We start from the raw sequence: 17,171 nt of genomic DNA on the forward strand, positions 1-17,171 counted from the left end.
TCAAGAAGAAGGCGAGGGCGTGGAGGGCCACTGGAAGCGCGCTGGGCGGCGCTGCGTGAAGTCGTCGATGGCCTGGCGGTGGTCGTCGGTCGTGAAAGCCAAGCCCTGGGCCATGGCTTCGAACTCGAACATCGCGTCCATGTCGCTGTCGTGCGTGCGCTGCAGGCCCTGCTTGGTGAGCGCGATGGCGGTGGCGGGGCCGTTGGCCAATGCGGCGGCAATGGCTTGTGCGTGCGGCAGCAGGGCATCGGCGGCGATGACTTCATGGACGATGCCCCAGTCCATCGCGGTCTGCGCATCGAGTTCGCGTGCCGAGAGCATCAGGGCCTTGGCGCGGTTCAGGCCCACGCTGCGCGCGAGCGTGAAGAGCGAGCCGCAGTCGGGCACGAGACCGACCTTCATGAACGACATGCAAAAGCGCGCGCTCGGTGCGGCAAGCACGATGTCGGCCGCCAGCGCAAGGCCGAAGCCACCGCCGTAGGCACAGCCTTCGACGGCCGCGATGACGGGCTTGTCGCTTTGCATCAGCAGGCGCATGCCGGCCTGCGCGTCCTTCATGCGAAGGCGGCCTGCAGCGGCTTCGAGGCGCTCGCTCTCGCGCATGCCTTTGACGTCGCCGCCCGCGCAGAAGTGGCCGCCGCGTCCGGTGAGGACGATGGCGCGTACCTGTGGGTTGTCGACGGCATTGCGGATGGCGTCGAACATCTGCGCGCGCATTTCGAGGTCGAAGGCGTTGCGGCGCTCGGGCCGGTCGAGTGCGATGGTGGCGACGTGGCCGTCGATGTCGCAGGCGATGAAGGAGGAGGAAGAGGAAGTGCTGGAGGTCATCAGGATGCGCGCACGGCGCCGTTGTGAATGAGGGCGTCGATGCGCGCGTCGTCGTAGCCGGCTTCGCGCAGCACTTCACGGCTGTGCTGGCCCACGCGCGGGGGCGGCGTGGCCTTGCCCGGCGGCGTGCCGGACCATTCGCTCGGCACGGCCATCTGGCGGATGCGGCCGACGTCGGGGTGGTCCATCTCGCTGAAGAAGCCGATGTCCTGCAGATGGGCATCGTCCAGCAGCGTGTCGAAGGTGTGCATCGGAAAGACGGGAATGTCGGTGCCGCCCAGCAGCGCCTGGCACTCGGCGGTGGTGCGCGTGGCCAGTGCCTCGCCGACCATCGCGTAGAGCGCGTCGATGTGCCGCGTGCGCATGCGGATGTCCGCAAAGCGCGGGTCGCTGTCGAACAGCGCGGGCTGGCCGATGGCCGTGAGGAAGGCGCGCCACTGCAGATCGGTGTAGATCAGGCAGCAGACGTGGCCGTCGAGCGTCTTGTAGGGGCGGCGTTCGGGCGAGAGCAGGCGCGGGTAGCCGAAGTCACCCTGCGGCGGTACGAAGGTCTGGTTGTAGAGGTGGTCGCCCAGCACCTGCGGCACCATGGTCTCGAACATCGGCACGTCGATGCGCTGGCCGCGCCCGGTGCGCTCGCGGCCGTAGAGCGCGGCGCCGATCACGCCGAAGGCATAGAGGCCCACCGAGCGGTCGGCGATGGTGATGGGCATGTAGCGCGGCGTGCCGTCGGTGCTGCCCATGGCCATGGCCTGGGGCAGGGCGCAGGCGGCCTGGATGAGGTCATCGAAGGCGGCGCTGGCGGCGTGGCGCCCGCGCTGTGAGAAGCCGAACATGCCGACGTAGAGCAGGCGCGGGTTGATGGCGGCAAGGGTTTCGTAGCCCAGGCCCAGGCGCTCCATGGCCTGCGGGCGCACGTTGTAGGTCAGCACGTCGGCGTCGCGCACGAGGTCGATCAGCGCGGCGCGGCCGTCGGGTGACTTCAGGTCCAGCGCGATGCTGCGCTTGTTGCGGTTCATGCCCAGGAACAGCGGGCCCATCTTCTGGTGGCCCTGTGCGCCGATGCCGCGCACCACGTCGCCCTCGGGCGATTCGACCTTGATCACGTCGGCGCCGAGGTCGCCGAGCATCTGCGTGGCCGAGGGGCCCATGAAGATGGTCGTGATGTCGATGACCCGCACGCCGGTGAGCGGGCCGCGTGCGCCGGGTTCGGTGCCGCCGGGGCGCGGGGAGCTGGAAGAAGAAGACATCGACCTCAACCTCTAAAGTTCTATTTATAGAGTTTATGAGGCGAAAGAAAAGCCGCGCAAGGCGGCTTGTGGCTGAATCGATCCGGGTTTTCCCCCGGATCGGAGCGCTTTGGCTTACTTCAGCAGGCCTTCGGCCTTCATTGCCTCTTGCACCGCCGGGCGGGCGCCGACGCGTGCGTGCCAGGCCAGGAGGTTGGGGTAGCTGGAGATGTCCACGCCGGTGGGCTTGGTCCAGTTGGTCACGGTGAACAGGTAGCCGTCGGCCACGCTGAAGTTCTCGCCCATCAGGTACTGCTTGTTGGCCAGTTCGCTGTCGAGCCACTGGAAGCGCGAGGCGAGCTTGTCCTTGTAGATGGTCTTGGCTTCTTCGGGCATGGCCGGGTTGAACAGCGGGCTGAAGCCCTTGTGCACTTCGGTGCCGATGAAGGTCAGCCATTCCTGCAGGCGGTAGCGCTGCAGCGTGCCGTTGGCGGGCGCGAGGTTCTTGGTGGGTGCCAGGTCGGCGATGTATTGCAGGATGGCCGGACCTTCGCGCAGGCGCGTGCCGTCGTCCAGCTCGAGCATGGGCACGTAGCCCAGCGGGTTGATGCCGTAGTAGTCGGTGCCGTCTTGCAGCTTGTGGCTCTTGGTGCTGGCCAGCACCGGCTCGACGGCAATGCCTGCTTCATGCAGGGCGATGTGGGGCGAGAGCGAGCAGGCGCCGGGCGAGTAATACAGCTTCATACGAGAAAACTCCAATGGATGTCGAGGTTGGATTTTTGGAACCGAAGCGGATGCTATCGGGTTTGGCAGCATCGCGTTTTTGTCCTACGGCTGCTTGCGCAGGGTGACTATCAGCGCCGCAGCGGCGGCTTTCTAAGCTGCCGGCACGGTGGGCGAGGCCTGCTGAAGGAGTTCTGGAATGTTGAAGTACGCGATCATTTTTGCGGTGATTTCGTTGGTGGCCGGCCTGCTCGGTTTCGGTGGCGTGGCCGCCGGCGCGGCAGGCATTGCGAAGCTGCTGTTCGGCCTGTTCCTGGTGCTTGCCGTGCTGTTCGTGGTGCTTGCGGCCCTCGGCGTGGGTGCGGTGAAAAAGGCGCTGGACTGATGCTGCGCGTGAAACCGAAGTGGCCGCAAGCGCGGTCGCTCGGGCTGCTGCTGCAAAGCCCGGCGCACCGCGTGCTGCGGGTGCTGCTTGTCACGCAGAACCATTGGCAATTGCCTGCACCCCGCTCCCGTCGACGACGGGCCTGAAAGATCCCTGCCATGCACCTGTCCCACATCGACGCGCAGCTCGACTACGAGGTCGTCGCGCCAGCCCACATGCTGCTCAACATCGAGGCCGCACGCTCGGGCGCGCAGGCCGTGGTCAGCGAGGTGCTGACCATCGAGCCGCCGACCGAGATGCAGGTGTTCTGCGATGAGTCCAGCGGCAACCGCTTCATTCGCTTCGATGCGCAGCCGGGGCCGCTGAAGATCAGCTACAAGGCCAGCGTGCAGCGCGCGCATGTGGACGTGCCGATCGACCTGCGCGAGGTGCCGGTCAGCGACGTGCCCGACGAGGTGCTGCACTACATGATGCCGACGCGCTATTGCGAGTCGGACCTGATGTCGCGCTGCGCGCAGCAGCTCTTCGGCGAACTGCCGCCGGGCATCGGCCGCGTGCAGGCGATCGTCGACTGGATCCACGAAAGCATTGCCTACGAGCCGGGCAGCAGCGACTCGACCACCACCGCGCGCGAAGTCTTCGTGGAACGCGCGGGCGTGTGCCGCGACTTCGCGCATCTGGGGATCACCTTCTGCCGCGCGCTCAACATCCCGGCGCGGCTGGTGGTGGGCTATGTGTGGTTCGACGAGCCGCCGCAGGATTTCCATGCGGTGTTCGAGGCTTGGCTGGGCGGGCAGTGGGTGTTGTTCGATGCGACGCGCATGGCACCCGTCGATCGGCTGGTGCGCGTGGGCACTGGGCGCGACGCGAAGGACGTGGCCTTCTGCACGATCTTCGGCAACGTGCGCATGACGGACAAGAAGCTGATGGTTCGCGAGCTGCAGGATGAAAGCCTCGTGCCCTCGAAGGCGCCACCGCCGACGGGCGCGCTGGTGGGCATCGAGAAGCCCGTGCCGGTGGTGCAAGTGGCGTAGACGTCGGTCTTATGCGGATTGTTTGCTATTAAATATATAGCAAACTATCTAATGCAGGCGGGCGCTATGCCCCAATTTGGCAAGCCCCTCTAGCTTGTCCACACAAGCGGCGCAAAGCGGCATCGACGATTAAAATCGGTGCCCCCTTTTGCGCCGCGCACGCGTCAGTTGTGCGCCCCCATTTCAAATGCTGTACCCCGAAGAATTCGACGTGATCGTCGTCGGCGGTGGCCATGCCGGCACCGAAGCCGCGCTCGCCGCCGCGCGCATGGGCGCCAAGACGCTGCTGCTCTCCCACAACATCGAGACGCTGGGGCAGATGAGCTGCAACCCGTCGATCGGCGGTATCGGCAAGGGCCATCTGGTGAAAGAGGTCGATGCGCTCGGCGGCGCGATGGCGATTGCCACCGATGAGGCCGGCATCCAGTTTCGCATTCTCAATTCGAGCAAAGGCCCGGCCGTGCGCGCAACCCGCGCGCAAGCGGATCGCGTTCTGTACAAGGCGGCGATCCGTCATCGCCTGGAAAACCAGCCGAATCTGAGCCTGTTCCAGCAAGCGGTCGATGACTTGATGGTCGAGGGCGACCGCGTGGTCGGCGCCATCACGCAGGTGGGCATTGCCTTTCGCGCGCGCACGGTCGTGCTGACTGCGGGCACCTTCCTTGATGGCCGCATCCACGTCGGCCTCGACAACTACCAGGCCGGACGCGCGGGCGATCCACCGGCCATCAGCCTGTCGGCGCGCCTGAAGGAACTGAAGCTGCCGCAAGGCCGGCTCAAGACCGGTACGCCGCCACGGCTCGATGGCCGCAGCATCGATTTTTCGAAGTGCGCCGAACAGCCGGGCGATGGCATGCCGGGTGGGGCAGGGCCGATGCCGGTGTTCAGCTTCATGGGCCGGACCGACATGCATCCGCGCCAGATGGCCTGCTGGATCACCCACACCAACGCGCGCACGCACGACATCATTCGTTCCGGCTTCGACCGGAGCCCGATGTTCACCGGCAAGATCGATGGCGTCGGTCCGCGCTACTGCCCGAGCGTCGAAGACAAGATCAACCGCTTTGCCGACAAGGAAAGCCACCAGATCTTCCTGGAGCCCGAAGGCCTGACGACCAACGAGTACTACCCCAACGGCATCTCGACCAGCCTGCCGTTCGACATCCAGCTCCAATTGGTGCGCTCGATGGCCGGGCTGGAGAACGCGCACATCCTGCGGCCGGGCTACGCGATCGAGTACGACTACTTCGATCCGCGCGAACTCAAGAGCAGCTTCGAGACGCGCTCGGTCAAGGGCCTGTTCTTCGCCGGGCAAATCAATGGCACGACCGGCTACGAGGAAGCGGCCGCCCAAGGGCTGTTCGCCGGCATCAACGCCGCGCTGCAATGCCGTGGCGAAGATGCCTGGTTGCCGCGCCGCGATGAAGCCTACCTGGGTGTGCTGGTCGACGACCTCATCACCAAGGGCGTGACCGAGCCGTACCGCATGTTCACCAGCCGCGCCGAGTTCCGGCTGCAACTGCGCGAGGACAATGCCGACATGCGTTTGACCGAAGCAGGGCGCAAGCTGGGCCTGGTGGACGACGCGCGCTGGGATGCTTTCAGCCGCAAGCGCGATGCTGTTTCACGTGAAACACAGCGCCTCCAGTCGATCTGGGTGAACCCCCGCAACCTGCCGGCCGCCGAGTCGGAGCGGGTGCTGGGCAAGGTCATCGAGCACGAATACAACCTGGCCGATCTGCTGCGCCGCCCGGACGTGAACTACGAAAAGCTGATGTCCCTGGACGGGGGCAAGTACAGCGCCCACACAGCATTGACCGAAACCGAGATCGAGCAGATCGAGATTTCGGCCAAGTACTCCGGCTACATCGAGCGCCAGCACGATGAAGTGGAGCGTGCCGCGCACTTCGAGAACCTGCGCCTGCCGGACGACTTCGACTACGGGCAGGTCAAGGCGCTGAGCTTTGAAGTGCGTCAGAAGCTGGACAAGCATCGTCCCGAAACCTTGGGCCTGGCCTCCCGCATCTCGGGTGTGACCCCTGCCGCCATTTCTCTCTTGATGATCCATCTGCGCAAGGGCGGCCACAAAGCCTTCGCCCGCGACACCGCCACGGAAGCAGCCACCGAGCCGCAATCTGCCCAATGACGACGTCTATCGACACGCTGCGCGCAGGCGCAGCCGCCTTGGGCGTGGCCCTGTCCGATCACCAGGGCGAACAGTTGCTGGCCTACGGCACACTGATGCTCAAGTGGAACAAGGTCTACAACCTCACCGCCGTGCGCGATCCGGCCGGCGTGATGACGCACCATCTGCTCGACAGCCTTGCGGCTGTGGCGCCTCTGCAGCGCGAGTGGGCGGGGAAGGGGAGGCTGCTCGACGTGGGTTCGGGCGGCGGCCTGCCCGGCGTGGTCATCGCGATCATGCGACCCGACATCGAGGTGAGCTGCCTGGACGCCGTGGCCAAGAAGGCCGCCTTCGTCCAACAAGTAGCGGTCGAACTGGAGCTGCCGAATCTTCGAGGCCTGCACGCCCGGGTCGAATCTCTGACCGGCAGCTATGAAGTCGTCAGCTCCCGCGCCTTCGCCTCGCTGCCGGATTTCTTCAACGGCTCCGTCCATCTGCTTGCGCCCGATGGTGTCTGGCTCGCCATGAAGGGCAAGATGCCCAGCGACGAACTCGCCGCCTTGCCCAAGGGCGTGGCTGTGTTTCACGTGGAACAACTGACGGTTCCGGGCCTGGACGCCGAGCGCTGCATCGTCTGGGCGCGCAAAGAAGCTGCCTGAACTGCAAATAGAAGGGGCAGCGCCGGCAAAAGCGCGCCCCGGAACAGCCCTCGCGGCGTTGGCCTCGCTTAGACTCGACAGCTCCCCCTTGGCTCTCTTTTTCGAGGCAAATCCATGTTCGGCATCGCTGACTACGGCGCTTTCGTCGCCGCCATCGTCCTGTTCCTCTTGATTCCCGGCCCGGGCAATCTCGCGCTGATCACTTCGACCAGCAAAGGCGGCATTCGAGGCGGACTGGCAGCGACGGCAGGCGTAATCGTTGGCGACCAGTGCCTTTTGTGGGCGGCTGTGGCCGGCGTGTCGGCCGTGATGGTCGCGTACCCGGCGGCGTTCAAGGCGGTTCAGTGGCTGGGCGCGGCCTATCTGGCATGGCTGGGCATCAAGATGCTTCTGGCCAAGCCGGGCGCGGCGCCCATCATCAACATCAAGCCAAGCCACTTCATGCGCCAGGCCTTCACGATCACCTTGCTGAACCCCAAGGCGATCGTGTTCTACATGGCCTTCTTCCCGCTGTTCGTCGACCCGGTTCATCACCAGGGCCTGATCACCTTCGGCGTGATGGCGCTCACGATCGCGACGCTGACCTTCCTGTACGGCCTGACCTCGACGCTGCTCACGTACTTCCTGGCCGAGCGCATCCGCGCCAATCCCCGCATTTCGACCACGCTCGAAAAGCTGGCCGGCACCTTCCTGATCGCCTTCGGCATCAAGCTCGCGATCACTCGCTGAACCTCTAGAACCCGACGACATGGCCAAGATTTTCTGCATCGCCAACCAAAAAGGCGGCGTCGGCAAGACCACCACCACCGTCAATCTCGCCGCAGGCTTGGCCAAGGTCGGTCAGCGCGTGCTGATGATCGACCTCGACCCCCAGGGCAATGCGACCATGGGCTCGGGCATCGACAAGCGGCAACTGGAGCTGACGGTGTACGACGTGCTGCTCGAATCGGCCTCCGTGGCCGAAGCGCGGGTGAAGGCCGACAAGCTGGTGGAGGGCGGTTGCGGCTACGACGTGCTGGGCGCCAACCGCGAACTGGCCGGTGCCGAGGTTGAAATGGTCGCCATCGACCGCCGCGAAAAGCGTTTGCGCACCGCGCTGGCCGCCGTTGGCGCCGAGTACGACTTCATCCTGATCGACTGCCCGCCCTCGTTGAGCATGCTTACGCTCAATGGCCTGTGCGCCGCGCATGGCGTGATCGTGCCGATGCAGTGCGAGTACTTCGCGCTCGAAGGGCTGACCGACCTGGTCAACACCATCAAGCAGGTGCACGCCAACCTCAACAAGAACCTGCAGATCATCGGCCTGCTGCGCGTGATGTTCGATCCGCGCATCACGCTGCAGCAGCAGGTGAGCGAGCAACTCAAGTCCCACTTCGGCGACAAGGTGTTCGACACCGTGATCCCGCGCAACGTGCGCCTGGCCGAGGCGCCGAGCTATGGCTTGCCAGGCGTGGTGTTCGATCCGGCGGCCCGCGGCAGCCAGGCATTCATTGCCTTCGCGCAGGAGCTGATCGAGAAGATGCCGCCGGCGAGCGCCTTTGCCTCTGGTGCGGTGGCGCCGCCGATTGCGCCCGTCGAGCGCCTGGCGCCGGACCTGCCCATTCCCGAAGATGTCATGGCCCCGGCCGTTGCCGCGCCAGCGACCGATTCGACCAGCCAAAACAACGCCTGACGCTTGCCCCATCTTGGCAAGGCGCTATCAAGTTCGTAGCAAATGACAGCTTCCCGTATCCTGCTGCTGCCCGGATGGCAGAACAGCGGCCCCGGCCATTGGCAAACGCTTTGGGAGTCGATCCATGGTGACCACCGCGTCGAGCAGCATGACTGGATGCGTCCGCTGCGCGGCGACTGGTCCGCACGTCTCGAAGAAGAAGTGCTGGCCGCGCCCGGTCCGGTGACCCTTGCGGCGCACAGCCTCGGCTGCATCCTCGTTGCAGCCTGGACTGCGCACTCGCGCAACACGCACAAGGTGCGCGGCGCGCTGCTGGTGGCGCCCGGCGACCTGGAGCGCGACGATCTGCGCCAGATGATCCCCGGCTGGGCACCCATCGTGCGCCAGCCGCTGCCGTTTCCGGCCGTGCTGGTCGCCGCCAACGACGACCCCTATTGCGAGGCTTCGCGCTCGCGCCAACTGGCCAGCGACTGGGGCGCGCGCTTCGTCGACGCCGGCGCGCGCGGCCATCTGAATGCCGAATCCGGCCTGGGCGACTGGCCCGAAGGCCGGCAACTATTGAACGAAATCTCGAAAGACAAGAACTGATGGCGACCAAGAAACCCAAGGGCCTGGGCCGCGGCCTCGAAGCGCTGCTCGGCCCAACGGCCGCGCCTTCCGCCGACAACAGCAACGGCGGCAATGCGGGCTCGGAAGAGGGCGGTGCGCCGCAGAACCCGAACACGCTGATGCTCGACCAGATGGTCGCCGGCGTCTACCAGCCGCGCACGCGCATGGACGAAGGCGCGCTCTACGAGCTGGCCGAGAGCATCAAGGTGCAGGGCATCATGCAGCCGATCCTGGTGCGCCGGCTCGACGCCGAATCGGCAGCGGCCAAGAACGCCGAATACGAAATCATCGCGGGCGAACGGCGCTTCCGCGCCGCCAAGATCGCGGGCCTGGACAGCGTGCCGGTGCTGGTGCGCGACGTGCCCAACGAGGCCGCGGCAGCCATGTCGCTGATCGAGAACATCCAGCGCGAAGACCTCAACCCGTTGGAAGAGGCTCAAGGCCTGCAACGCCTGGTCACCGAGTTTGGGCTCACTCACGAGATGGCGGCGCAGGCTGTGGGCCGCTCGCGCAGTGCGGCCAGCAACCTGCTGCGCCTGCTGAACCTGGCCGAACCCGCGCAGTTGATGCTGATGGCCGGCGACATCGACATGGGCCACGCCCGCGCGCTGCTGTCGCTCGACCGCGGCACGCAGATCACGGCGGCCAACCAGATCGCGGCCAAGAAGATGTCGGTGCGCGAGGCCGAGGCGCTGGTGAAGAAGCTGGCGGCCGAGTTCACGCTCACGCCATCGCGTCGCGGCAATGCCGGGGACAAGTCGCGCGACCTGCAGCGCGTCGAGGAAGAACTGGCCGACCTGCTCACCGCCGAGGTCGAGGTGCGCATCAAGAAGCGCACCAAGCGCGGCGAGAGCGGCGAGCTGGTCATTCACTTCGGCTCCATCGATGCGCTCAACGGGCTGATCGACCGCATCCGCCGAACGGCCTAGTCTTGCGAACGGGGCGTCGGGCATTCGTTTGATTGATTCCTGCAATCCTTTGCGCGTATCCTCGACCGCTGGTTTTTCCACCCCCAAGATTTCTGACAACAGAGGGAGTCCACCCATGCAGTTCACCAGGTTCCCGCTCGCGGCCATCGCCGTCGGCGCGCTTCTTCTCACTGGCTGTGCAGCCACCGACATGCAGATGGGCAGCTCGTCGGCCAAGACCATGGCCACGGGCAGCGCGGCCGGTGGCTCGACCGACAACGCGAGCGGCCAGCTCGAGCGTTGCGAATCGCCGCTGGGCACGGTCTCGCTGATCGAGAACCAGAGCGCGGGTTGGTACACCATCCTCACCGGTGAATACCGCTTGCCGCCTACTGCAAATCTGTTGCGTTTGTTGGTGCAGCAATCCAACTGTTTCATCGTGGTCGAGCGCGGCGCGGCCGGCATGAACGCGATGACGCGCGAACGCGCACTTCAGCAGTCGGGCGAAATGCGCGGTGGCAGCAACTTCGGTCGCGGCCAGATGGTGGCCTCCGACTACGGCCTGTCACCCGAAATCGTGTTCAGCAACAGCGATGCCGGCGGCATCGGTGGTGCGCTCGGCGGCCTCGTGGGTGGTGGCCGTGGCCGCGCACTCGCACAGATCGGCGGCAACATGCAGACCAAGGAAGCCAGCGCGCTGCTGACCCTGATCGACAACCGCTCGGGCGTGCAGGTCGCGGCTTCGGAAGGCAGCGCCTCCAAGACCGACTTCGGCGCCTTCGGTGCGCTGGCCGGCCGCAGCGCGGGCGGCAACATCGGCGGCTACACCAACACGGCGCAGGGCAAGGTGATTGCCGCCGCGTTCATGGACGCCTTCAACCAGATGGTCCGTTCGTTGCGCAACTACAAGGCGCAGACCGTGCGCGGCCAGGGCCTCGGTGGCGGCGGCCGGCTGGGCGTGGATGGCGGCGCTGCACCGTCGCAAACCTCTGTGCCGACGCAGCGCCGTCGCAGCAACAACAACAACTGATCGCGCACAGCGAGCGGCCGGCAGGCCGCACGAAAAAAAGCCCGGGGCTCTTGCGAGCCGCCGGGCTTTCTTTCAATGGGCGCTTGCGTTGCTCAGAGGCTGAAGATCTTGCCCGGGTTCATGATGTTCTTCGGATCGAGCGCGCGCTTGATCGTGCGCATCATGTCGATCGCGCCAGCGCCCGCTTCGGTCACCAGGAAGTCCATCTTGTGCAGGCCCACGCCGTGCTCGCCGGTGCAAGTGCCTTCGAGCGCCAGCGCGCGGCTCACCAGTGCATGGTTCAGCTCTTCGGCTTTCACGCGCTCTTCGGGGATGTTCGGATCGAGCAGGTAGCCGAAGTGGAAGTTGCCGTCGCCCACGTGGCCGACGAGGAAGTAGGGGATGCCGCTGGCATCGGCCTCGGCCACCGAGTCGAGCAGGCAATCGGCCAGGCGCGAGATCGGCACGCAGGTGTCGGTCGAGATCACGCGGCAGCCGGGCCGCGACTGCACGGCTGCGAAATAGCTGTTGTGCCGCGCGGTCCACAGGCGCGTGCGCTCTTCCGGCGTGCTGGCCCATTCAAAGGCATTGCCGCCGTGGCCGCTCGCAAGCTCCTGCACCGTCTCTGCCTGTTCCTTCACGCCGGCCGGCGAGCCGTGGAATTCCATCAGCAGCATCGGTTCTTCGCGCAGGCCCAGCTTGGCGTAGGCGTTGACCATGCGCACCGTGTTCACGTCGACCAGTTCCACGCGTGCGATCGGTACGCCGAGCTGGATGGTTTCGATGGTGGTGCGCACGGCCGCCTCGATGCTCGGGAACGAGCAGATCGCAGCCGACACCGCCTCGGGCAGCGGGTAGATGCGCAGCGTGACCTCGGTCACCACGCCCAGCGTGCCTTCGCTGCCCACCATGAGGCGCGTGAGGTCATAACCGGCGGAAGACTTCTTGGCGCGCGTGCCGGTGCGAATGACTTCGCCGCTGGCCGTGACCACTTCGAGCGCCAGCACGTTCTCGCGCATCGTGCCGTAGCGCACCGCGTTCGTGCCGCTGGCGCGCGTGGCCGTCATGCCGCCGAGGGACGCGTCGGCACCGGGGTCGATGGGAAAGAACAGGCCCGTGCTCTTGATCTCTTCGTTGAGCTGCTTGCGCGTGACGCCCGGCTGCACCGTCACGGTGAGGTCGTCGGCGTTGATCGACAGCACCTTGTTCATGCGCGACACGTCGATGCTGATGCCACCCTGCACCGCCAGCAGATGGCCTTCGAGCGAGGAACCCACGCCGAAGGGAATGACGGGCACGCTGTATTCGCTCGCGAGCTTCACCGCGTCGGCCACGTCCTGCGTGCTTTCGGCGAACACCACGGCCGAGGGCGGTGGTGCGTCGAACGAAGACTCGTCGCGGCCGTGCTGCGTGCGCACGGCCATGGCCGTGGAACAGTTGGCGCCGAAGCGTGCCTTCAGCCCGTCGATCAGGCTGGCGGGCACGTCGCGCAGATGAAGCGCCGGCATCAGGTGCGAGGTTTGGGTCGGGGCGTTCATCGGGGCGTCTCCTGAAGGGAAATGGGTGCGGGGGTACGCGGTCATTTTACGGAGCGAGCACCATAATGCGCTTCGGAAAAAAACATGAACCCCACGACACTCAGCGCACTCGCGGCCTTCCCGTCGCAACTGGAGGCCCACTACGCGGCCATTCCCGCCGCCTTCCGGCATTGGGCGCCGCCCTCGTGGGAGGGCGTGCCCAGCGAAGCCTTCACCGCCATCGAGCAGCTTTGCCATGTGCGCGACATCGAGGTCGAGGGCTACCACGTGCGCTTTCGCCGCACGCTGGCAGAGGTGCATCCCACGCTGGTTTCGATCGACAGCGAACCGCTGGCCATCGAGCGCAGCTACGGCACGGCCGATGCTGCGAAAGTGCTGGCCGAGTTCCGCCTTGCGCGCGTGCAGACCATGGAGATCGTCTCCAGCCTGAGCGACGCGCAACTGCAGCGTACGGCCGTGTTCGAGGGCTACGGCCCGCTCACCATGCGCAGCCTCATTCATTACCTTTGCAGCCACGACCAGCAGCATCTTGCAGGTCTGCAATGGCTGGCCGGCAAGATCGACGCGTCGACCGTCGCGCTGTAGTCGTCACGCAATCCATAGGAGCGCCCATGGGCAACCGACTTTCCCAGATCGCCACCCGCACGGGCGACGACGGCACCACCGGCCTCGGCGACAACACCCGTGTGCCCAAGGACCATCTGCGCGTGCACGCGATGGGCGACGTGGACGAACTCAACTCGCAGATCGGCGTGCTGCTGTGCGAGCCCATGCCAGAGCCCGTGCGCGAGCTGCTGGTCGATGTGCAGCACCAGCTCTTCAACTTGGGTGGCGAGCTGTCGATGCCGGGTTTCACGTTGCTCAAGCCTGAAGCGCTGCTGCAGCTCGACAACGCACTGGCCGATCACAACGCGGCCTTGCCACGTCTCGCCGAATTCATCCTGCCGGCCGGCACGCGCGCGGCCTCGCTCGCGCATGTGTGCCGCACGGTGGCGCGACGGGCCGAGCGTGCGGTGGTCGCGCTCGGTGCGACGGCCGAACTCAACGACGCGCTGCGCCAGTACCTCAACCGGCTCAGCGACCTGCTCTTCGTGCTGGCGCGCGTGCTCAACCGGATGAACGGCGGCGACGACGTCTACTGGAAGAGCGAGCGCATGGCGCGCGCGGCCGCCGCAGAAGCCGACGACAACGCCAAGGAGGCACCATGACGATTTTTCGCACCACCACCGCATCGCTCACTGCCGCTGCGGCCATCGCCGCAACGCTCTGGTTGCCGGCCACAGCGCAGGCGCAGAGCGCCGACAACCCGCCGCAGGCGCAACGCGCCCACACCATCAAGGCACCGGCGCGCAATGGCAAGGTGGTGGGCAGCGTGCAGCGCGGCACCAACGCCGCCGGCCGTGGCGTCAACCGTGCTGACGCTGCTACGCGTCGCGGTGTCAGCAACGTGTCGGAGAAGGCCAGCCGGCCAGTGCGTAACGTGGGCGAGGCCTTCGGCCGCAAGCTCTCGCCGGGCTCCAGTGGCCGTGCCGCGCCGCCGCCTGTGGGGCCGCAGGGCAACGCGCCTTGATGCGTGGGGCGTGAGTTCTTGTGCTGCTGTTCAGGGCGGCACTCACGCCGACACGGTGCTCTTTTTCGCGAATGTCCCCCGCTTCGCTCCTCCTTTATTTCGCGAAAAAGAGCCCCGTATCGACGTGAGCGCTCAGAGCACTGGTTGATCGGCCGGAAACGCACAGCGTGCCCAGGTGCGAATGACGCCAGGTGCTCCCCGCAGCGAAATAAAGGAGGAGCGAAGCGGGGGACATTCGCGGAGGGGAGCGCCTGGCGTCATTCGCACGCGCCCCGAACAAGAGCGCCAAAAACAAGCGCTCCAAAAACCAGCACAAGAGACAACACCCGAGATGGCAAGAAACATAGAAATCAAGGCCCGCATCGACAGCGTGGAACGCGTGGCACTCGTTGCAGCGAAGCTCGCCGACCAAGGCCCCATCGAGATCGCGCAAGACGACACCTTCTTTCGCTGCAACGACAGCGCAGACCGCCTCAAGCTGCGCACCCTCGCGCCCGACCACGCCGAGCTGATCTTCTATCGCCGCGCGAACAGCACTGGCCCGAAAGAGTCGTTCTACCTGATCACGCCCACCGACAAGCCTGACGTGCTGCGCGAATCGCTCACGCTCGCGTGGGGGCAGGCCGGCCGCGTGCGCAAGCAACGCCGGCTGTTCATCGTCGGCCGCACGCGCGTGCACCTGGACCGCGTTGAAGGTTTGGGCGAGTTCCTCGAACTCGAAGTGGTGCTGAAGGAGGGCGAGACACCAGAGGCCGGCGTCGCCGAGGCGCATGCGCTCATGGCGCAGTTGGGCATCGGCATCGACCAGCTGGTGCAGGGCGCCTACGTCGACCTGCTGAACGCTTGATCAACGCCAGCCTGCGGCCTTGAGCTGGTCCGCCAGCAACTGCGCGACCTTTTCATAGCCTCGTGCATTGGCATGGATGCGGTCGGAGCGCAGCGACGCGTCCGACAGCACGCTCGAATACACGTTGGCCACCAGCAGCGCCTGGCCTGACTTCGCGACCTCCTCGTAGACCGGCGCATCGCTGAGCGAGCCGATGGCCGCTCGCATCGCATCGGGCGCGGGCGTGGCCAGCAGCGCGACATGCGGCGTGTGCGCGCGGGCCTGGCTGACCAGCGCCGCGAGGTTGTCGCGCGTGGCCGAGGGGGACACGCCGCGCAGCATGTCGTTGCCACCGATGCCGATCAGGATCGCGTCGTAGCTGCCCGCCGCCAGCAGCGCGGGCAGGCGCTCCAGCGCACCGGCCGAGGTGTCGCCGTTGATGCCCGCGTTCTCGACCTGCCAGCCCGTCAGCTCGCCCAGTTTCACGGGCCATGCGGCGTCGGGCGGCGCGCCGTAGCCGAAGGTCAGGCTGTCGCCGAGTGCCAGCACGCGGGCGTCCGGTTTCAGTGCTGCGGCGGAGGCCTTGCGCTTGCCGCAGGCCACCAGCGCGGCGGCAGCCGGCACGCCGGCCAGCAGTTGGAGGAGGTGTCGTCGCTTCATGCTGCGCGCAGCTTAATTGCAAGCCCGAGATGGACAGATGCAAGGCCCACGGGCGCGTGGGCCTTTGCTCGGAAAGCGCATAAGCCTCCCCGTTTTTGTTCGTTCCCGCGCAAGGCACAGGCGCGAAGAATCGCGGCCCTGCACGCTCATTCATTACCGGGGTCCGACACCATGTCGCTGTTCAATCGCCATCGCTTCCTGCGCCATGTGGTCGCACTTTCCGCCGCTCTGCTGGCCGCACCCATCGTGGCTTTTGCAGCGCCCGCCACCGGCGAGCCCGTGTGGTTCGGCGTGAGCGGGCCGCTCACCGGACAGAACGCGCAGTACGGCGCGCAATGGAAGGCCGGCTTCGACCTCGCGCTCGAACACATCAATGCGCAAGGCGGCATCCACGGCCGCCCGCTGGCCTACAACTTCGAAGACAGCCAGAGCGATCCGCGCCAGTCGGTGGCCATTGCGCAGAAGCTGGTGAACGACAAGCGCGTGCTGATCGAGCTGGGCGACTTCTCGAGCCCCGCATCGATGGCCGCGTCGCCCATCTACCAGCGCGCGGGCCTCGTGCAATTGGGCTTTACCAACTCGCATCCTGACTTCACCAAAGGCGGCGACTACATCTGGAGCCCGTCCATCAGCCAGGCCGACGCGCAGCCGCTGTTGGCCGAGCTCGCGGTGAAGACGCTGGGCTTCAAGCGCATCGCGGTGCTGTACCTCAACACCGACTGGGGCCGCACCAGCAAGGACGTGCTAGTGAAGGCCGCGCAGGAGCGCGGCGCGCAGCTCGCCATCGCCGAGGGCTACCAGCCCGACGAGAAAGACTTCCGCTCGACGCTGGTGCGCGTGCGCGATGCCAACCCCGACGGGCTGGTGCTGATCTCCTACTACCCCGACGGCGCGCTCATCGCCGGCCAGGTGCGCAGCGTGGGGCTCAAGCAGCCGATCGCCGCAGTGGGGTCGGTGTATTCGCCGAAGTTCATCGAGCTTGGCGGCGCGGCGGTCAATGGCATCTACACCAACACCGCCTTCTATCCCGAAGAGCCGCGCGCCGAGGTGCAGGACTTCGTGAAGAGCTTCCGCGCGAAGTACAGCAAGGAGCCGGATGCCTTCAACGCCTACGCCTATGACGCGGTGGTGTACGCGGCTGCCGCGCTGCGCCAGGCCGGCCCCAAGGCCGACCGCAAGGCGGTGCGCGATGCCTTCTACAAGATCAAGGACATCCCCAGCGTGATCTTCGGCAAGGCGAGCTTCGATGCGCAGACGCGCCGCGTGGTCGGCGTGAAGAGCGTGAACCTCGTGGTGAAGGACGGCAAGTGGGCGCAGGTCGACGAGAAGGCGGCTGTTGCCTCGTCGAAATGACCTGTCTTCGCATTTGTTCCCTCTCCCAGAGGGAGAGGGAGCA

At 66.1% G+C, this 17,171-nt stretch carries 20 protein-coding genes; 15 read left to right on the plus strand and 5 right to left on the minus strand.

Annotated elements, in window-relative coordinates; translation table 11 throughout:
* The 3 genes from H7F35_RS12045 to gstA all read right to left on the minus strand — a co-directional run bounded on the left by H7F35_RS12045 (position 1) and on the right by gstA (position 2,801).
* The gene (locus H7F35_RS12045; RefSeq protein WP_187113084.1) at positions 1 to 828 is read right to left on the minus strand and encodes an enoyl-CoA hydratase/isomerase family protein; all 828 of its coding nucleotides are present in this window, start codon (positions 826 to 828) and stop codon (positions 1 to 3) included.
* Positions 828 to 2,078, minus strand: a complete 1,251-nt coding sequence (locus H7F35_RS12050) for a CaiB/BaiF CoA transferase family protein (protein WP_187113085.1) — start codon at positions 2,076 to 2,078, stop codon at positions 828 to 830. The genes H7F35_RS12045 and H7F35_RS12050 overlap by 1 nt, the downstream gene beginning before the upstream one ends.
* Positions 2,079 to 2,192: 114 nt before the next feature.
* Complete coding sequence (gene gstA, locus H7F35_RS12055) at positions 2,193 to 2,801, minus strand: glutathione transferase GstA (RefSeq protein ID WP_187113086.1); 609 nt, start codon at positions 2,799 to 2,801, stop codon at positions 2,193 to 2,195.
* A 178-nt stretch (positions 2,802 to 2,979) separates the two neighbouring features.
* Between gstA and H7F35_RS12060 the strand changes: the two genes are divergently transcribed.
* The 10 genes from H7F35_RS12060 to H7F35_RS12105 all read left to right on the plus strand — a co-directional run bounded on the left by H7F35_RS12060 (position 2,980) and on the right by H7F35_RS12105 (position 11,202).
* Positions 2,980 to 3,165, plus strand: a complete 186-nt coding sequence (locus H7F35_RS12060; RefSeq protein WP_013538518.1) for a DUF1328 family protein — start codon at positions 2,980 to 2,982, stop codon at positions 3,163 to 3,165.
* Complete coding sequence (locus H7F35_RS12065) at positions 3,165 to 3,311, plus strand: hypothetical protein (RefSeq protein ID WP_187113087.1); 147 nt, start codon at positions 3,165 to 3,167, stop codon at positions 3,309 to 3,311. The genes H7F35_RS12060 and H7F35_RS12065 overlap by 1 nt, the downstream gene beginning before the upstream one ends.
* 12 nt (positions 3,312 to 3,323) lie before the next feature.
* Positions 3,324 to 4,199 carry a transglutaminase-like domain-containing protein gene (locus H7F35_RS12070; RefSeq protein ID WP_187113088.1) on the plus strand — a complete coding sequence of 292 codons (876 nt, stop codon included), beginning with the start codon at positions 3,324 to 3,326 and terminating at the stop codon, positions 4,197 to 4,199.
* 187 nt (positions 4,200 to 4,386) lie between these two features.
* Positions 4,387 to 6,345 (plus strand): tRNA uridine-5-carboxymethylaminomethyl(34) synthesis enzyme MnmG, encoded by a 1,959-nt coding sequence (gene mnmG / locus H7F35_RS12075; RefSeq protein WP_187113089.1) that lies wholly within the window; start codon positions 4,387 to 4,389, stop codon positions 6,343 to 6,345.
* Positions 6,342 to 6,983 (plus strand): 16S rRNA (guanine(527)-N(7))-methyltransferase RsmG, encoded by a 642-nt coding sequence (rsmG, locus tag H7F35_RS12080; RefSeq protein WP_187113090.1) that lies wholly within the window; start codon positions 6,342 to 6,344, stop codon positions 6,981 to 6,983. Before mnmG ends, rsmG begins: the two co-directional genes overlap by 4 nt.
* A 114-nt stretch (positions 6,984 to 7,097) precedes the next feature.
* On the plus strand, positions 7,098 to 7,712 hold the full coding sequence (locus H7F35_RS12085) for a LysE family transporter (RefSeq protein ID WP_187113091.1): 615 nt from the start codon (positions 7,098 to 7,100) through the stop codon (positions 7,710 to 7,712).
* A 19-nt stretch (positions 7,713 to 7,731) separates the two neighbouring features.
* Positions 7,732 to 8,655, plus strand: coding sequence for a ParA family protein (locus H7F35_RS12090; protein WP_187113092.1), 924 nt, complete (start codon positions 7,732 to 7,734; stop codon positions 8,653 to 8,655).
* A gap of 42 nt (positions 8,656 to 8,697) precedes the next feature.
* On the plus strand, positions 8,698 to 9,243 hold the full coding sequence (locus H7F35_RS12095) for an RBBP9/YdeN family alpha/beta hydrolase (RefSeq protein WP_187113093.1): 546 nt from the start codon (positions 8,698 to 8,700) through the stop codon (positions 9,241 to 9,243).
* Complete coding sequence (locus H7F35_RS12100) at positions 9,243 to 10,193, plus strand: ParB/RepB/Spo0J family partition protein (RefSeq protein ID WP_187113094.1); 951 nt, start codon at positions 9,243 to 9,245, stop codon at positions 10,191 to 10,193. Before H7F35_RS12095 ends, H7F35_RS12100 begins: the two co-directional genes overlap by 1 nt.
* A 115-nt stretch (positions 10,194 to 10,308) precedes the next feature.
* A complete protein-coding gene (locus tag H7F35_RS12105) occupies positions 10,309 to 11,202 on the plus strand; it encodes a CsgG/HfaB family protein (protein ID WP_187113095.1) in 894 nt (297 codons plus the stop codon).
* Between the two features lie 92 nt (positions 11,203 to 11,294).
* Here the strand turns inward: H7F35_RS12105 and H7F35_RS12110 are convergent, their stop codons facing one another.
* Positions 11,295 to 12,719: an FAD-binding oxidoreductase gene (locus H7F35_RS12110; RefSeq protein ID WP_187113096.1), complete on the minus strand. Its 1,425-nt coding sequence runs from the start codon at positions 12,717 to 12,719 to the stop codon at positions 11,295 to 11,297.
* A gap of 84 nt (positions 12,720 to 12,803) precedes the next feature.
* Here H7F35_RS12110 and H7F35_RS12115 point away from each other — a divergent pair, with 84 nt between their 5' ends.
* From H7F35_RS12115 to H7F35_RS12130, 4 genes are all read left to right on the plus strand, one after another.
* Positions 12,804 to 13,304, plus strand: coding sequence for a DinB family protein (locus H7F35_RS12115; RefSeq protein ID WP_187113097.1), 501 nt, complete (start codon positions 12,804 to 12,806; stop codon positions 13,302 to 13,304).
* A 26-nt stretch (positions 13,305 to 13,330) separates the two neighbouring features.
* Complete coding sequence (locus H7F35_RS12120; RefSeq protein ID WP_187113098.1) at positions 13,331 to 13,927, plus strand: cob(I)yrinic acid a,c-diamide adenosyltransferase; 597 nt, start codon at positions 13,331 to 13,333, stop codon at positions 13,925 to 13,927.
* Positions 13,924 to 14,289: a hypothetical protein gene (locus H7F35_RS12125; protein ID WP_187113099.1), complete on the plus strand. Its 366-nt coding sequence runs from the start codon at positions 13,924 to 13,926 to the stop codon at positions 14,287 to 14,289. The genes H7F35_RS12120 and H7F35_RS12125 overlap by 4 nt, the downstream gene beginning before the upstream one ends.
* 331 nt (positions 14,290 to 14,620) lie before the next feature.
* Positions 14,621 to 15,136, plus strand: a complete 516-nt coding sequence (locus tag H7F35_RS12130; RefSeq protein WP_187113100.1) for a class IV adenylate cyclase — start codon at positions 14,621 to 14,623, stop codon at positions 15,134 to 15,136.
* On the opposite strand, the gene H7F35_RS12135 is transcribed toward H7F35_RS12130, so the two are convergent.
* Positions 15,137 to 15,775 (minus strand): GDSL-type esterase/lipase family protein, encoded by a 639-nt coding sequence (locus tag H7F35_RS12135; RefSeq protein ID WP_187113101.1) that lies wholly within the window; start codon positions 15,773 to 15,775, stop codon positions 15,137 to 15,139.
* A 171-nt stretch (positions 15,776 to 15,946) separates the two neighbouring features.
* Here H7F35_RS12135 and H7F35_RS12140 point away from each other — a divergent pair, with 171 nt between their 5' ends.
* On the plus strand, positions 15,947 to 17,128 hold the full coding sequence (locus H7F35_RS12140) for an ABC transporter substrate-binding protein (RefSeq protein ID WP_187113102.1): 1,182 nt from the start codon (positions 15,947 to 15,949) through the stop codon (positions 17,126 to 17,128).
* Positions 17,129 to 17,171: the final 43 nt, after the last annotated feature.

This window comes from Variovorax sp. PAMC26660, assembly GCF_014302995.1.
GTDB lineage: Bacteria > Pseudomonadota > Gammaproteobacteria > Burkholderiales > Burkholderiaceae_C > Variovorax.

What these genes read in the sequence shown, in the direction of transcription:
- H7F35_RS12045 (WP_187113084.1), bottom strand. Translation starts at nt 828, where the DNA reads ATGACCTCCAGCACTTCCTCTTCCTCCTCCTTCATCGCCTGCGACATC.
- H7F35_RS12135 (WP_187113101.1), bottom strand. Translation starts at nt 15,775, where the DNA reads ATGAAGCGACGACACCTCCTCCAACTGCTGGCCGGCGTGCCGGCTGCC.
- H7F35_RS12050 (WP_187113085.1), bottom strand. Translation starts at nt 2,078, where the DNA reads ATGTCTTCTTCTTCCAGCTCCCCGCGCCCCGGCGGCACCGAACCCGGC.
- mnmG (WP_187113089.1), top strand. Translation starts at nt 4,387, where the DNA reads ATGCTGTACCCCGAAGAATTCGACGTGATCGTCGTCGGCGGTGGCCAT.
- H7F35_RS12090 (WP_187113092.1), top strand. Translation starts at nt 7,732, where the DNA reads ATGGCCAAGATTTTCTGCATCGCCAACCAAAAAGGCGGCGTCGGCAAG.
- H7F35_RS12105 (WP_187113095.1), top strand. Translation starts at nt 10,309, where the DNA reads ATGCAGTTCACCAGGTTCCCGCTCGCGGCCATCGCCGTCGGCGCGCTT.
- H7F35_RS12085 (WP_187113091.1), top strand. Translation starts at nt 7,098, where the DNA reads ATGTTCGGCATCGCTGACTACGGCGCTTTCGTCGCCGCCATCGTCCTG.
- H7F35_RS12065 (WP_187113087.1), top strand. Translation starts at nt 3,165, where the DNA reads ATGCTGCGCGTGAAACCGAAGTGGCCGCAAGCGCGGTCGCTCGGGCTG.
- H7F35_RS12115 (WP_187113097.1), top strand. Translation starts at nt 12,804, where the DNA reads ATGAACCCCACGACACTCAGCGCACTCGCGGCCTTCCCGTCGCAACTG.
- H7F35_RS12125 (WP_187113099.1), top strand. Translation starts at nt 13,924, where the DNA reads ATGACGATTTTTCGCACCACCACCGCATCGCTCACTGCCGCTGCGGCC.
- H7F35_RS12095 (WP_187113093.1), top strand. Translation starts at nt 8,698, where the DNA reads ATGACAGCTTCCCGTATCCTGCTGCTGCCCGGATGGCAGAACAGCGGC.
- H7F35_RS12060 (WP_013538518.1), top strand. Translation starts at nt 2,980, where the DNA reads ATGTTGAAGTACGCGATCATTTTTGCGGTGATTTCGTTGGTGGCCGGC.
- H7F35_RS12070 (WP_187113088.1), top strand. Translation starts at nt 3,324, where the DNA reads ATGCACCTGTCCCACATCGACGCGCAGCTCGACTACGAGGTCGTCGCG.
- H7F35_RS12100 (WP_187113094.1), top strand. Translation starts at nt 9,243, where the DNA reads ATGGCGACCAAGAAACCCAAGGGCCTGGGCCGCGGCCTCGAAGCGCTG.
- H7F35_RS12120 (WP_187113098.1), top strand. Translation starts at nt 13,331, where the DNA reads ATGGGCAACCGACTTTCCCAGATCGCCACCCGCACGGGCGACGACGGC.
- H7F35_RS12110 (WP_187113096.1), bottom strand. Translation starts at nt 12,719, where the DNA reads ATGAACGCCCCGACCCAAACCTCGCACCTGATGCCGGCGCTTCATCTG.
- gstA (WP_187113086.1), bottom strand. Translation starts at nt 2,801, where the DNA reads ATGAAGCTGTATTACTCGCCCGGCGCCTGCTCGCTCTCGCCCCACATC.
- H7F35_RS12140 (WP_187113102.1), top strand. Translation starts at nt 15,947, where the DNA reads ATGTCGCTGTTCAATCGCCATCGCTTCCTGCGCCATGTGGTCGCACTT.
- rsmG (WP_187113090.1), top strand. Translation starts at nt 6,342, where the DNA reads ATGACGACGTCTATCGACACGCTGCGCGCAGGCGCAGCCGCCTTGGGC.
- H7F35_RS12130 (WP_187113100.1), top strand. Translation starts at nt 14,621, where the DNA reads ATGGCAAGAAACATAGAAATCAAGGCCCGCATCGACAGCGTGGAACGC.